This is a genomic window from Lactiplantibacillus herbarum (assembly GCF_001039045.1).
GTDB classification, from domain to species: domain Bacteria; phylum Bacillota; class Bacilli; order Lactobacillales; family Lactobacillaceae; genus Lactiplantibacillus; species Lactiplantibacillus herbarum.
Genome location: NZ_LFEE01000018.1, coordinates 162,261 through 176,504, shown reverse-complemented (window position 1 = coordinate 176,504; position 14,244 = coordinate 162,261). Strand labels below are relative to the sequence as shown.

Sequence of the window (14,244 nt, the reverse complement as noted above, 5' to 3'; positions counted from 1 at the left end):
ATTAACTTTTACCTTCTAATTGCTTGGCGTGTCTTGCAAGCTCCAATCGATTGACCCCGTGTAGCTGCCGACATAATCTCCCGGTTGCACTGATAAAAAGATGCCCTTTGTGCTAGACCAATCAGATGTGGCATCCTGGTCAGCATCAGTGGTACTGGTGCCAGTCGCAACTAACACACTCTGGTTCGTCAGTGATGTCTGTTTACCGCTATCTCGATAGACTAGACCACCCATCAAGGTATGTGCGTCTGACTTCAATTCAGTTGCCGTCGCATAGACGTACCAATTAGAACCAGCAGCTCGGGTATCTTTAACACTTAATTGCCAATCATTCTTCGGTGCAATCAATTGTGCAGTGCTAGGAATCGTAACGTTTCCAAAATCCATTCCTGTCGGTACCTCAGCAAAATTTAACTGACCTGCGTCCTTTGTAACTATGACATTAACCGCTGCTGATTTTACCGTCTTTTTAACGGCATAGATAGGAACCGTCAAGCTCTCGCCATCCTTGAGTGCCGCTAATGTGGCGCCTAAATCCGTTTTGTCGGTTGCAAAAGTAATTGCATCATTACCATCGTTGGCTTTATCAGTCGCCGTAATGCCTGCTTGCGTCACTAACCAATCGGTAACAGCTTGATCGGTCCAATCCTTGGCTTTAGTGCTTTCAGCTGGGCTTAAATCAACATTCGGATTGGTGCTACCTATCTGCAAATCAATTCCGGATGCTACTGAGGCTGTAGCCGTTCCAGAATCATCATAACATTTCCCCGTCTCAGTAACCGTTACACTATCTTTGCCTTGCAAATCGCTCCCAACGTTTAAACTGTAGGTCAAATCACTGCCAACAGTGGCCGTCGCATCACTGACATTACTTTTAATGATGTCGCCTTGAAAGTTTCCCTTACCTGTAATCACCGTATCTGTATCTTTTAAATTGGTATTGGTGATTGTTGGAGTTAACAAATAATTTTGTACAGTGGTGACCTTCATAAGGCTAAAGAAATCTGCCGACGTTGGTCGAACGGTAGTAGTTATATAGACTCCTAGATACAACGGTAGTGGTCGTCCCGCTAAACTCTGCCCCCAATATAAGTCATCGTCAAACCAGCCGTAAACGAATTACTACCAGACGTCTTCATGTTAATCGTATTAGTCTTTCCCGCCACGTTACCCGTAGCAACAACCCAATCATCTGAACCTGCTGTCCCAGTGAAATTACCATTGCTGATTCCACTAGTCGCAGCTTTTTCCGTCATTGATATAAAATTCAATGTATTAATATAATAAGGCGTTGGCAAGACAATACCACTTGAACCAGTTGAAAAGCTACCGGTTAGAGTCATTTTAACGTTCGTTGTCCGATTCGTGATACTACCATCACGTGTATTATTAGCAACGACTTTTGACACCGTTGGGTAGGTGATGGTCCCGAGTGGTGCCGTAGTACTAGTTTGGCCACTTTTATAAATCCGCTCATTATTTTTACTAATCCCGGTCGTCACTTCATTCAGCGTATCATCAGCCCGCCCCACTGACACAGTCATCAGACTACCCGCGATAACTAGTACTGCTACGATCGTTTTAGTAAGTATCTTTCTACGCATATAATCCCTCCCAAACCAATTATTTCGGCCTATTTTGTTTTGTGCACTCGCAACCACCACCAACCAAGCAGTAACACAATAATTAACGTTCCGAATGCGCCAATGCCGACTAGTCCCCAACTAGTCGATTGTTTGTTGGTCTTGGTAACTAATTGATCTGTTTGCCTCGTAACTGACCGTCCCAATTTAAGATTCTGGTTCAAGCGCCATCGATGACTGCCACTAGTGGCGACCATCTGAACATGATAACGTCCCGCTGGCAACTTAGCTTTATCCATTGGCAACATGTAATTGAATGCCGAATTGGGTGCCAACTGTAGCTCATTTGACCTAACTTCTTTGACCTTTTTACCTGAATCACGATTCGTAACGATAGTATGGAGCTTAAGGTTGGGAATCATAACTGCTGATGGATTACGCAAATTTGCAAGTATCCCCCACTGATAATTGCGCGTTCCAGTTGTAACTTTGCTCATTTTAATAATTGGCGCCGGCATGCTTCCCAATGAAAACTTCAGTCCGACAACGTAAGAATACTCATTGTGAACATTCACTGTATCTTTGACATTGGCTCCAGCCTTTTGATTCACTTGCTTAAAGTACCAACCACCCATCATCACCCCATTGAATGGTGAGCTGGGCATGGTGACGTGAGCAGTCACTGTCTTTGAACTATTGGCAGGTACCACAACCGTTGACTTCCCTTTGATTTTGACAATATCACTCATCTTAACTTTTAATGATGAATCGTACGTCTTGGCTGGCACAACGTACTCAATACTGCCGTTATTGTTGGTATAAGCCGTGTGAATAGCAGTCGCAACGGTTAAATCTCGATTGGCCTGATTGTAAATCGTTACCTGCAAATCCTGTTGCTTACGCGTAGACATTTTCAAATCAAAAAATGTATTTTGCTTATTGATTTGATTATCAGGAATCGTAGCTGAAACGCTAAATCTTGCTTGAGTAGTCTGACTATTCGTACTACCCGCATGAACAATCATCGGTTCAGCTCCCAAGCCCACCATAAGTCCTAACATAAGCCACCAACTACGTCTTAAAGTATGCATACCATCTTAACTCCCCATAATTAAACTATTTTTATCCACCACCACTATCCTTTGACACACTTTTGAATCAAAACTCACCAGTGATAGGGACTATGTACTTTGGTTCAATATCATCTACTGATATTATTGTATCTTTCCGCCATTCTAAATATTGGTTATCAGCATTAATAGTTTATCACAATTAATATAAAATAAATAACAAATACTATCGATTAGATAAAAACATTACGTCTAATTCCTGTTAAAATTAGATGTAAATGATACTAATTAAGTAGTACCTTGCTTTTAAGATTTCCTGAGAAAGCCATCCACATAGCTCCAGCAACTAGTTTATGCAACCTCTCATCCTAATAACACGAGTGCTTTGAATCGTACTTTTACATAAAAATTCTGCAAAAAACATTTTATATTAAAATGAATATAAAAAAACAAATCGATAATACGATTTGTTTACTATCGCTAATTGACCGTTTATCACGATTAATGTGTTATGGTGTCATTGGAGTATGGCAATACTCCGTCCTTTACTCTTTTTATGAGTCATCGGTATTTCTTCCCAAATACCACACCACAAAAGGACCAGGCCTTGGGACCTGATCCTTTTGTCTTCCTATATTGCTAACCACACATAAAAACGGTCTAGTTTCATTCACTAGACCGTTAATTCATTAGTTATGAGCGCGTTGCCGTCGTTCAAAACACAAACTGACTAAAATCATCAGCAATGTAAATGGTAGGGCAACTTGGTACGGCTTAATGAAGGCTGCCGTCAATTCTGTCTTCGTTTTGGCCTTAATGCCCGTTATAGCAGTGATAAGTTGCTGATTCATTGTTGCCACTTGTTTAGTTACTTGTTGCGCTACTTTTTGATGCACCTGCGTCTTAACGTCAGCAGGTGCCTGTTGTAAGTGTTGTTGCTTGAGCACCTTCTCATAATTAGTCGTAATCAAACGTTTTGTTTTCGCAGGCGTAATCGGTGCCGTTGTCTTAGTGGAGCTTTGTTCTGCAGCCAACTGCCGATGAACGGTCGTTAAGGCATCCGTCTTGACCTGCTTTGAGACTGATAGCGCCGAGATCGTCTGTGTGGCATAGGTTTGTACCCGTGACTTCGCTGTCGTGAGGTTCGTCGCTAAAGCTGATACGAAGATTGCCACCGCTAACGAAGTCCCAATCTGACGAAAGACACCAATGACACTCTGCGAAGCTGTCAGCAGTTCGCCGGTAAAGCCGCCAGCCGCTAACACGGTAATCGGGCCAATAATGATCCCATACCCCGCACCAATCAAAACGGCCGCTACCGCGAACTGCCAGTAATGACTAGCATTCATTACACTAATCACAGCGTAACCGGCAACCATTGCGATACTTCCAACCAAGATAACTAACCGTGGCCCTAACTTAGCTAACAATAGTCCACTGATTGGTGACAGCATAAAAATCATGACTGACGCTGGCGTAATCATAATGGCCGCCATCAGTTCCGAATAATTTTGAACTTTAGTGAAAAAGCTAGGCATTAAAACCATCAAACCGACTAAGAAAATTCCGGATAGCACGGTTGCAAGTGCCGCGCCATTGAACTGCCGGTCTTTGAATAACGCCAGCGAAACCATTGGCTGAGCGACGTGCGCCTCCGTCCAAATAAACATACCCAACGAAATGACGCTAACGACTGCTAGTATAATAATTGACTGGCTCATCCAGCCCCAGTCGCTACCCTTGACGAGTAGTAGGGTTAAACTCAATAGTGTGAGCATAATTAGCCCACTACCCGCAATATCTAGCTTGACTGATTCCCGAACATGACTACGCCAATCTAATAACCAGATGGATAATCCTAATGCCAACAAAGTTAGTGGCACATTGATCAAAAAAATGCCGCGCCAACCCCAGAACTGAGTAACTGCGCCACCAATCGTGGGTCCTAAAGCGGCGGCCAAGCCTTGGGTGACACCCAGTAATGCAATGGCGCCCGTTCGTTTAGCCAATGAAACGCTCTGAATCCCAATCGTCATGCTGGCGGGAAAAACAATCGCCGCCCCAATACTTTGAATGCCACGACCCACAATTAATAGCGTGACCGTGGTACTTAAACCTGACGCTAAGGACCCCAGTAAGAACAGCGTTAGTCCTAATAAGTATAAACGCCCGCGTCCCCACACATCTGCCAGTCGTCCCAACGGAATCGTTAGGCTAGCGAACAAAATTGTATAGATGTTAAGTGCCCATGACAGGTGTGATAAATCAGTGTTTAATCCAGTCTGAATTGCCGGTAAAGCGATGTTCATTACGGTTGTATCCAACATACATAGAAAGATACCAATCGTCATAGTTAAGATAATTCTAGTTGCCTTCTTCAAAATAATCGCCCCTCTCAGTGATTACCCGTAGTATATCTGGTAAGATGAACAAAGATAAATACTTAGGTTACATAAAGGGAGATTTTGTAAACATTGAACCCACAAGACCGCAAACAACAAAACTTAACGGCTACCTATGAAGCTTTACTACAACTGATGTCACAAAAACCATTAACTGACATTTCGATTACCGAACTATGCCAGCACGCACACGTCTCACGAACCTACTTCTACCGCAACTTCACTAGTTTTGATCAAATCATTTTGGCCTATCAGGAACAAGCTATGCTTGAATACTTGCACAAATTGCCCCACCAATCTCAACTGAACCTTTCCACCTTTATGACCCATTACTTCACCCTGATGCAACAAATGGCCTCAACCAATCAATTACTGATTAATAACGGTAAACTTAATATCATTATTGAAAGTTTTCAAACTGTGAATACGTTACTGCTGAAACAAGAACGTATTCCTAAACATTCAAAAACAATCCAGCGTCCCTATTACTTAGCCTATTTCTCAGGTGCGGTCGTGAATGTATTGACTACTTGGCTCCAAAATGGGATGGTTGAAACACCTCAGTACTTGGGCCAACTAGTTGCCAGTTTTGCCACCCGTCAAAATCATTCAGATAAGTGATCGTCTGAATAATCTAAAAAATAAATTAATTATATCGATTCAATAACATCAAAACTAAAATAGTCAGCACGCACATTCCAGACGTTGTCATGGTTCAATGTTTAATTTAATCAACGGATAGCCCCTGCAACTCAAGCAAATGAGTTAACTACTATGCCTGGCAAACAATCTAGCTGTTTACTCATCAAACCAGCTTATTGATTATATTGTGAACACATAAATTGAGCATTAAAAATACATTTCTAATATGTACCCCCTTACAACATTGCTATATAATGAGCATAAAAGGGGGAGATTTTTTGTTTAAAAAGAGACTGTTGCAATTATTGACCTTGCTGTCAGCATTCACTTTATTCTTTGGCGTTCTCAATCTGCGAGCTACGATTCACGCTGCTTCCACGATCGATACGACTCAGAGTTCAAAGTACGTTGATAAGGCGTACGTCAGTAACGGACCTGACTTTTCACATGCTAGTACCATCAAGGTGCACTATGATCTAAGTTTTCCTGACGTGACTTTAGCTGAAGGTGACACCATTCAGATTCAACTACCTAGTGAACTGAAAACTGCTAGTGAAGGCGAAACCTTCGACGTTACCGATGACACTGGTACCGTAATTGGAACCGGGGTTGTTAACGGTGGCGTGGTTACGGTGACTGTCAACGCCGCTGGTGCTGGTAAGACGGATGCAAGCATGCATTTGGATATTGCCACTAAGTATGCTGGCTCAACGGATGGCGAACAAACGATTAAGTTCCCATCAAATGATGAATCCGGTTATGATTCCTCAACCATCAACATCGTCCCTAATCCTGATCCCATTTCTAAAAAAGGAACGATTCAGGATGACGGTACGATTAAATGGACAATTTTAGTTAACCGTAGCGAAGTTGAAATGAGCAACGTCAAGATTTCAGACACGGTTGGCGACAATCAGTCAATGATCGAAGGCGTAACCGTATCTTACGGAACTTGGACTTCAGCCAACTCATATAAACGTGGCCAACAAATGTCCAGCAGCGACTACAACGTTGCTTATCGTGACGACGGTTTCGACTTCAAGTTCAACGACAACATTGATCAGTTGATGATTATCGACTACTACACCACCATTGATGACATGGAATTAGTACCAAGCGGCTACAAATTCAAGAACGCTGCAACCATGTCATGGGGTACTGACGGTAATGGTGGCGGACCAATTACCATTACTGGTAGCACCTCTTCATCTGGTAGCTCGGGCTCAGGTTCAGGAAATGAGTCTAGCTCAAGTAGCTCGTCCGAATCCAGTTCTTCTAGTTCTAGTTCAAGTAGTTCATCCGAATCTAGCTCTTCAAGTTCTAGTTCAAGTAGCTCATCTGAATCTAGTTCCTCAAGTTCCAGTTCTAGCAATTCGTCAGAATCTAGTTCTTCAAGCTCTAGCTCAAATAGCTCAACCGAACCTAGTTCTTCTAGTTCTAGTTCAAAGGATTCTTCCAAACCAGAATCATCGAGTTTAAACTCTAACAGCTCGTCAAATACGAATACTAACACTTCATCAATTAAGCCTTCGACAACCACGAGTTCAGATAACACAGGTTTGAGTTCATCAAGTACCAGTGCCAAAAATACCAATTCAGCTAACGATAATAGCGATACTGCGACAACTCAAACTAACAAGGCATCGGAACGTAAAGTTATCAATCAGCCGACGCCAAGTCAGTACGTTAGCAAAAATGCCAAACAATTACCACAAACTGATGAGAATAAGTCAGCAGCACTACAAGTAATCGGTGCTACCCTATTCATCATCTTGATGACCATGTCCTTAATCTTTAAGAAGTTTGCTGTAACCACTAAGCATTAATATTTAGAAGCCATTACTTGTTTCATTCAAAAGTAAGCCCCGTAAATTAGGTCAAAAGACTTAATTTACGGGGCTCATTTTAATTCCTATTAACGTCAACTACTTAGTGGCGACTTCGCTGCTTAACCTGCTTCATCACGTTTTTACCACCAAACATGCGGTTCAACTTTTCCTGCTCTAATTGGCGTGAGTTAAGTCCCTGATAACTGACTTCTCGTTGCAACTTGTGATAACTTTGCAACCGCCCTGATGTCAATTCACCCGCTGCAAGTGCAGCCAGAACTGCACATCCAGGCTCACTCGTATGCGTACAATCATTGAACTTACAGCCCATTGATAATGCCGTAATTTCAGCAAAAGTCTGATCAACATTACCGATGTAAATCTGTAACTCTCGCATTCCCGGAGTATCAATCACACAAGCACCAGTTGGCAATGGTAATAATTGTCGACTGGTCGTTGTATGACGCCCCTTGCTATCATCTTCGCGAATCGTATTCGTTAAAATCACGTCAGTACCCAGCAAGTAGTTAATCAAGGTTGACTTGCCGACACCAGATGAACCGACTAGCGCAACTGTTTGGCCTGAACCAAGATAACGTAGTAAGTCAGTGAACCCCTGACCCGTGGTTGCGGAGCAAATTACCGTATCTACACCCATACTAGCATCAGCTAACAGTCGTAACTTTTCCGGTAGATCATCACACAAATCAACCTTAGTCAAAACAATGACGGGCACCGCACCACTGTCCCAGGCAATCGTCAGATAACGTTCCATCCGTCGCACGTTAAAATCGGCATTCAACGACATACAGATAAAAATCGTGTTGATATTAGTCGCAATGAGTTGGCCATCCCGACCGTTAACTACGCCACGTGCCAAGGCACTCTGTCGTGGTAGTACCTGTTCAATTACCGCTGATTCATGATCCGTGACCATCATCAAGACCCAATCACCGACTACTGGAAACGCCGTGGTGGCTGTTAGTTGATGCGCGAGCTTTCCTGTAACTTGCGCGCGGTACTCACCGGTCGCACTGATTACTCGGTACAATTCACGGTGTTGTTCGATCACCCGCCCTAATTGTAAAGGTTGTGCCTGCTTAGCAGTGAGTTGTAAAGCTTCAGTTAAACCATATTTATTTAAATTAATTGTCAATGTTATAAATCCTTTCACAAAGTGACTAACCCTTGTGAAACAAAAAAGCGACCACAATAGTATCCTACTATGGTCGCAAAAAATCCGTCATCGGAATATCTTATTCCGTCGGCTTTTCGTTCACATTAGGGTACACGAAACTAAGCGAGTCTAACTCACTTTTTTCGTTCAACAACGCCCTAATAAACGACCGACATAAGACACCCCTCCTGTATTTAATAAGCTAAATTTAACAGGCGGCACTAACTTTGTCAATCAATCTGCAACTAGTCTTCTGATTGCCACGGCAACTCAACACTGATATGGGAATTGAAGGCTTGCTGCTGTTTTAACTTAGCTAAGCGTTCACTCTGCCGCTGCGCATAGCCTTGGGACACAAATTCATATTCAGACTTATCCGCTACTAGCGCTGGTAGCGTCACCTGACGATCCGTCACAACAAATGTTGAAAAGCAGGTTAAACCTAAGAATCGTTCACCCGTCTTTAAATGTTCGCCAATAATTTTAGTAAAGACCTCAATCGAACTGTGGCCAACGCCCGTCACATAAGATTCTACGCACATGGAATCCTGTAACCGAAACGGCAATAAAAAATTGACTTGATCGACTGAGACCGTGACTGTTTCAATGCGGGCAACCCGCGACGCAGCAATCGACGAATTGTCATCGATCGTCGCTAAGATTTTGCCACCGAACACCGTATCGTGTTCATTTAGATCCGCTGAAAATACCCGGTGATTGCTGATCGATAACGTCTGTGAAATTTTAATCGGTTCCATGGGTCCACCTCATCATTAGTATTATTAAGCTTAATTATACTAGAATTTTTCAGAAATACGCTGATAATCCAGTTAATAATAACTAACCTGAGTACTCACATTAACCTGACACAGACACTACCTACTAATACGAGCCTTGCTTAGGACTTTCGCACTCCATACAACGCCAATCAGCATGATCATTGCCATCACCAGAAAACCAATATTGGCACCCCAAGTATCATTGACCACACCCAATAACGTAGAAGCACCCCCTTCGATCAACTGCGCCGTACCATTCCAGACTGCCGTTGTACGACCCATGTATTCGGAAGCCACCCGTTTCATCAAAACGGTATTGATGACCACTCGTAAGACAGAGTTACTCAACCCCAAACTAAACGTACAGATCAGCGTTAGGGGAATCAACCGTGTTAACGTTAAAACTAGTAATCCCAACGTTGCTAAACCAAATAGATAACTAATCAGGCGACGCTCCGCTACTTTAGCAATCAAGAATCCCGTGATCAATCCGGCTACCAGTCCACCGATACCATAACTCATATCGGTCAACCCGTAGACTACACTGTTGGCTTTTAAAATGGTTACCACGTAATCCGGAGCCGACACGTTAAATAGCTGAGTCACGATTAACGGTAAGATCGACAGCATGCCGAGACTAAAAACTAAGCGTTGACTGCCAATATAGCGAATCCCGGCCATAAACCCAGTTTGCTGACTGTCAGCCGTTTTTGATGGCACTACCGATTCATGTTTAGGAATCGTTGCAATCAGCCCTGCCGCGATTAGCAATAACGCACTACTAATCAGTAGCACAGTGGCAAAACCCGTATAACTTAGAATCAGCCCTGCCACGGCCCCCGCCGCAAACATGCCGACTTGCAATGAAATCTCAATAAATGCGTTGGCTGTTCCCAACAAGGCAACGGGTAAAATTGCCTGCACATAACTGCGGGAAGCTGCCATATAAGTAATCCAGCCCGCTCCCGTAATACTGGCTAAGATCGCCATTGACCAGAGACTAAACCCTGATTTACCGATGACTAACATAATTACCAGCATGGGTAACGCCCTACCTAAAAATGTCCATAAAATCACTGACTTACGTGACAGACGGTCCGTTAAGATTCCCGCTAACGGCGCCATTAAAAATCCGGCTAACACGTTTACCGTCAAATATAGACCAACTAGTCGGTTAGAATGTGTCACTTGTAACACATACCAATTAGCTCCGACCGTGGTTAACCCGACTCCGAAACCGGAAATAATATCCGCTAAAAAGAAGTGCCGAAATTCTCGTTTGCCTAATAATGCTGTCATTTGCACTGCTAAAACTTCCCTTCATCAATTATTGATGCCTTTACTCGCGCTGCCTAGTATCCAAATATTTGAACCCAGTTAAAATCACTCAGCGTATTGCAGTCTCCATTATTTAATAGGTCATTCAACTGACGAAATTCACTAACCACCTTTCGCACTAGTCCATTAGGTACCGATTAACTGGTAATCATCACTCCGACCTACTTTAATCATTAACTAACCTAATACCAATATTTTACAATCAAAATCTAATTCGGTATGATGATGTAAAGCAAATCGTCATAAGGAAGTGGCTAGATGACTCACGGTGAACTCATTAGAAAATTACGACAAGAACGTGGTCTCACTCAGGCTCAGCTGGTGGCTGGTATTTCCAGTCGCACAACGCTCTCATCCTTAGAGAATAATCGGACTGATATTACAACTAGTATCCTGTTTGCCTACCTGGAACGGATGAATGTTTCGATTCAAGAATATTTATTCTATTTCAATGACAGCACTAATACGGAAAAAGAATTGGCAACCAAGTACTTTTATGATAATGTCATTCAACAACGCGACCTAGAAATTAAACGGCGTATCTTAGACTAGCAATCCAAATACAAAGATTCGCAGGACTTCTATTACTGCTGCCTATCAATTGAATTAAAACTCTTTTTGAATCAAAAAAACGCCAAAGCAATCTTTGACGTTAATGAAGATATTCAAATTATTAAAACTTATTTGGAACACGTAACGCAGTGGGGCCATTTTGAGATGGCCATTTTTGCAAACTGCTTGTATATTTTCAGCAGTGAATACATCCGAGCCACCTTCACCATTCTACTCAAGCGGACTAAAATCTTGAGTAAGATCGATACGTATCAAAATGACGTCGCGATCTTTCTTAATAATTGCATCGTACTAGCCCTCGAACGGCAGCACTACCAAGACGCGCGTTTTTACATCCACGAACTGAACCGTCTGACGAGTCGAACACCACGCAAAGCCTACGATCGCATGATGTGCAATTACTACTTAGAGTTAATCAAACAAGTAACCGGCCAACCTGCCAATGTCCAAGCAGCCATCGAGCGTTTCAACGAACTGGGCTTCACGGAGCACGCCGACATGTTGCGTACTCTACAGGGGCGTATTACAGCCTTGTCAGCATCCTCAATTGCTTAATTTGATTCATCCGGGACTAAATGCCGTTCCTGCAAGATCTTTTTAATGACCGTTAACGCATTCAAGACTTTTGGAAAACCGACGTATGGGATACACTGAATAACCGTTTCTACAATTGTTGCTGGCTTCAAGCCAACATTTAACGCCCCGTTAACGTGCACGTCTAATTGATCGGCGGTATCGCCCTGCGTTAGCAGTGTGGTAAGGGTAATCATCTCTCGTTGCTGCAAAGACAAGCCTGGACGGGCATAAATATCACCAAACGCAAATTCTAGAATATACCGACTGACATCGGGCGCAACAACTTTCAGTGAATCCATCACATTGTCGGCTGCTTCCGCATCTACTTGTGCCAATAACTTCTGTCCATCTACAAACCGCTGATTCTTTTCCATTTCAATCACACTCCATTTCTTAAGATGGCTCAAGCATAGAACCTGGAGTGCACACCACATCAAGAACTTTCAGCAGTTTTCTTAGTCAACTAATTAATGGAGGCAATCATCATGACTTATTTTATCGGTGAATTTGCACGTGTCAGTGGCTTTTCAATTGATACTTTACGTTACTATGAAAAAGTCGGCTTTTTAAAACCTCAACGCAACGCTAGTAACCGTCGCGTCTATACGGATAATGATGTTAAATGGCTCAAATTCATCAAGCGACTCAAACAAACTGGTATGCCCATTCACGAGATCAATAAATACGCGGCCTTGCGTTATCAGGGTGACCAAACGATGTCAGAACGATTTCAACTATTGTTAATACAAGAAGAGCGGCTTAATGAGCAAGCTTTGGGCATTCAACAAGATTTAGCCTTTTTACATAAAAAAATGGCGTTTTATCAAGATAAGATGGCTAATCACAACAACAACTAAGGCACCATGTCATCTGTTCATGATTACCATATTTTCAGGGTATTGATATTAACAATTATTATTTTCACCAACAAGTGCCATGGTTATGTTGACGTTTAGTCGTCATAACCATGGCACTTTTGCTTTAGTTGTACTAATGTTCCAATATACCTGTCTGGCAACTGCAGCGAAGTCAATTGGTACACAAAACTTTTATAATTAGCTCGTTCAAACTGAGGAACTTGCACTGCAACTTTGCGCGGTGACCGCGTTAACCCGCAGCCCATTAGTTTAAGTACCGCTTCTTTAATCGTCCATAACCGCCACACACAATTTAACTGCTCATTGCCTGTCAACGTTTGTAGATAGGCCCACTCATCATCAGTAAAAGCTCGCCTGATTTTGGCCAAGACTAGCGGTCGCACAAACTCGATATCAATCCCAACTGCATGCGGTGCAACCACCGCTACGACTAATTGTTCCGTGTGACTGATACTCACCCCTAACTCCGGTTGCTCTGCAAAATAGGGCTGGCCTAGCCGGTGATACGCCAACGATCCTGGTTGTAACTGCTGGACGAGTTGCTGACCAAGCGTACGCTGCATCCTTTTAACAGTCGCTTTCGAGATATTAGTTGGTAATTGCAATAAGTGCCATTTCAACTGTATCGTCATTAACTTAAATGAACACCCTTATCAACGTAGATGACATCACCGGTCATCCCAGTCGCCAAATCACTGAGTAAAAAGGCTGCAACATTACCGATTTCACGAGTCTTAACAGCAACGCCATCGACCGTCATACTACGCGATAACTTCAATAACTGCTGATGCTCATGAACCCCAGTTACTGCCAAGGTCTTTACTGCACCGGCTGAAATCGCATTGACGCGAATCTGATCAGGTCCTAAGTCACGTGCTAAGTAACGCACATTGGCTTCCAAGGCAGCTTTGGCAACACCCATCATATTGTAATTTGGCACCGCACGTTCTGAACCAAAATAAGTTAATGTGACTAAACTAGCACCGGGTTTCATCATCGGTCGAGCAGCCCGGGCAATCGCAATCAGCGAATAGGCACTGATATTTTGCGCTAGATCATAACCAATCTTAGTCGTATCAATAAAATCGCCAGCTAGCGTCTCCTTGTCAGCGTAAGCGATGGCGTGAATCACCCCGTCAATTTGACCGTAATCGCGCTTAATCGTTGCAAATGCTCGATCAACATTGTCATCATCCACCACGTCACATTCAATCAGCGGTACAGGCTCTGGAACAAAACGCTGCAAGCTCTGCTTGAGGCGCTCACTTTGATAAGTCAGTATCACTTGTGCACCCTGAGCCAACAGTGCCTCCGTACACCCCCACGCAATACTACGCGGATTAGCCACGCCCATTACGACAACCGTTTTTCCTGTCAGTATTCCATCCATCTTCATC

The 14,244-nt window shown here is 43.1% G+C and carries 14 protein-coding genes and 1 pseudogene; 5 read left to right on the top strand and 10 right to left on the bottom strand.

Annotation, left to right across the window (positions count from 1 at the left end):
• Positions 1-15: 15 nt before the first annotated feature.
• From ACG95_RS05945 to ACG95_RS05930, 4 genes are all read right to left on the bottom strand, one after another.
• On the bottom strand, positions 16-1,053 hold the full coding sequence (locus ACG95_RS05945) for a hypothetical protein (RefSeq protein ID WP_053072703.1): 1,038 nt from the start codon (positions 1,051-1,053) through the stop codon (positions 16-18).
• A gap of 17 nt (positions 1,054-1,070) precedes the next feature.
• Positions 1,071-1,604: a hypothetical protein gene (locus tag ACG95_RS05940; RefSeq protein WP_047999636.1), complete on the bottom strand. Its 534-nt coding sequence runs from the start codon at positions 1,602-1,604 to the stop codon at positions 1,071-1,073.
• A gap of 29 nt (positions 1,605-1,633) precedes the next feature.
• The gene (locus tag ACG95_RS05935; protein WP_047999635.1) at positions 1,634-2,674 is read right to left on the bottom strand and encodes a WxLIP family cell surface protein; all 1,041 of its coding nucleotides are present in this window, start codon (positions 2,672-2,674) and stop codon (positions 1,634-1,636) included.
• Between the two features lie 668 nt (positions 2,675-3,342).
• Positions 3,343-5,037, bottom strand: coding sequence for an MFS transporter (locus ACG95_RS05930; protein WP_082137317.1), 1,695 nt, complete (start codon positions 5,035-5,037; stop codon positions 3,343-3,345).
• Between the two features lie 90 nt (positions 5,038-5,127).
• On the opposite strand from ACG95_RS05930, the gene ACG95_RS05925 reads away from it, so the two are divergent.
• Positions 5,128-5,676, top strand: a complete 549-nt coding sequence (locus tag ACG95_RS05925) for a TetR/AcrR family transcriptional regulator (RefSeq protein WP_047999633.1) — start codon at positions 5,128-5,130, stop codon at positions 5,674-5,676.
• Between the two features lie 299 nt (positions 5,677-5,975).
• Positions 5,976-7,523, top strand: a complete 1,548-nt coding sequence (locus ACG95_RS05920) for an LPXTG cell wall anchor domain-containing protein (protein ID WP_053072698.1) — start codon at positions 5,976-5,978, stop codon at positions 7,521-7,523.
• A gap of 103 nt (positions 7,524-7,626) precedes the next feature.
• Here the strand turns inward: ACG95_RS05920 and rsgA are convergent, their stop codons facing one another.
• From rsgA to ACG95_RS14190, 3 genes are all read right to left on the bottom strand, one after another.
• The gene (gene rsgA, locus ACG95_RS05915) at positions 7,627-8,682 is read right to left on the bottom strand and encodes a ribosome small subunit-dependent GTPase A (protein ID WP_047999632.1); all 1,056 of its coding nucleotides are present in this window, start codon (positions 8,680-8,682) and stop codon (positions 7,627-7,629) included.
• 266 nt (positions 8,683-8,948) lie between these two features.
• Positions 8,949-9,461, bottom strand: a complete 513-nt coding sequence (locus ACG95_RS05910) for an acyl-CoA thioesterase (RefSeq protein ID WP_047999631.1) — start codon at positions 9,459-9,461, stop codon at positions 8,949-8,951.
• A gap of 117 nt (positions 9,462-9,578) precedes the next feature.
• Positions 9,579-10,781, bottom strand: a complete 1,203-nt coding sequence (locus tag ACG95_RS14190; RefSeq protein ID WP_082137320.1) for an MFS transporter — start codon at positions 10,779-10,781, stop codon at positions 9,579-9,581.
• A gap of 297 nt (positions 10,782-11,078) precedes the next feature.
• On the opposite strand from ACG95_RS14190, the gene ACG95_RS14595 reads away from it, so the two are divergent.
• Positions 11,079-11,372: a helix-turn-helix domain-containing protein gene (locus ACG95_RS14595; RefSeq protein ID WP_047999630.1), complete on the top strand. Its 294-nt coding sequence runs from the start codon at positions 11,079-11,081 to the stop codon at positions 11,370-11,372.
• Positions 11,373-11,390: 18 nt separating this feature from the next.
• Positions 11,391-11,948, top strand: a pseudogene (locus ACG95_RS14590) (Rgg family transcriptional regulator); the annotation flags it as partial.
• Here the strand turns inward: ACG95_RS14590 and ACG95_RS05890 are convergent.
• A complete protein-coding gene (locus tag ACG95_RS05890) occupies positions 11,945-12,343 on the bottom strand; it encodes a carboxymuconolactone decarboxylase family protein (RefSeq protein WP_047999628.1) in 399 nt (132 codons plus the stop codon). The pseudogene ACG95_RS14590 and the gene ACG95_RS05890 overlap by 4 nt on opposite strands.
• A 111-nt stretch (positions 12,344-12,454) precedes the next feature.
• Here ACG95_RS05890 and ACG95_RS05885 point away from each other — a divergent pair, with 111 nt between their 5' ends.
• The gene (locus ACG95_RS05885) at positions 12,455-12,826 is read left to right on the top strand and encodes a MerR family transcriptional regulator (protein WP_047999627.1); all 372 of its coding nucleotides are present in this window, start codon (positions 12,455-12,457) and stop codon (positions 12,824-12,826) included.
• A gap of 95 nt (positions 12,827-12,921) precedes the next feature.
• Here ACG95_RS05885 and ACG95_RS05880 read toward each other — a convergent pair whose 3' ends face one another.
• A complete protein-coding gene (locus ACG95_RS05880; RefSeq protein WP_047999626.1) occupies positions 12,922-13,479 on the bottom strand; it encodes a 4'-phosphopantetheinyl transferase family protein in 558 nt (185 codons plus the stop codon).
• The gene (fabI, locus tag ACG95_RS05875; protein ID WP_047999625.1) at positions 13,479-14,237 is read right to left on the bottom strand and encodes an enoyl-ACP reductase FabI; all 759 of its coding nucleotides are present in this window, start codon (positions 14,235-14,237) and stop codon (positions 13,479-13,481) included. Before fabI ends, ACG95_RS05880 begins: the two co-directional genes overlap by 1 nt.
• Positions 14,238-14,244: the final 7 nt, after the last annotated feature.

Coding starts and splice junctions, on each gene's coding strand:
- ACG95_RS05940 (WP_047999636.1), bottom strand. CDS start 1,604: ATGCGTAGAAAGATACTTACTAAAACGATCGTAGCAGTACTAGTTATC.
- ACG95_RS05935 (WP_047999635.1), bottom strand. CDS start 2,674: ATGCATACTTTAAGACGTAGTTGGTGGCTTATGTTAGGACTTATGGTG.
- ACG95_RS05910 (WP_047999631.1), bottom strand. CDS start 9,461: ATGGAACCGATTAAAATTTCACAGACGTTATCGATCAGCAATCACCGG.
- ACG95_RS14190 (WP_082137320.1), bottom strand. CDS start 10,781: ATGACAGCATTATTAGGCAAACGAGAATTTCGGCACTTCTTTTTAGCG.
- ACG95_RS14595 (WP_047999630.1), top strand. CDS start 11,079: ATGACTCACGGTGAACTCATTAGAAAATTACGACAAGAACGTGGTCTC.
- ACG95_RS05890 (WP_047999628.1), bottom strand. CDS start 12,343: ATGGAAAAGAATCAGCGGTTTGTAGATGGACAGAAGTTATTGGCACAA.
- ACG95_RS05885 (WP_047999627.1), top strand. CDS start 12,455: ATGACTTATTTTATCGGTGAATTTGCACGTGTCAGTGGCTTTTCAATT.
- ACG95_RS05880 (WP_047999626.1), bottom strand. CDS start 13,479: ATGACGATACAGTTGAAATGGCACTTATTGCAATTACCAACTAATATC.
- fabI (WP_047999625.1), bottom strand. CDS start 14,237: ATGGATGGAATACTGACAGGAAAAACGGTTGTCGTAATGGGCGTGGCT.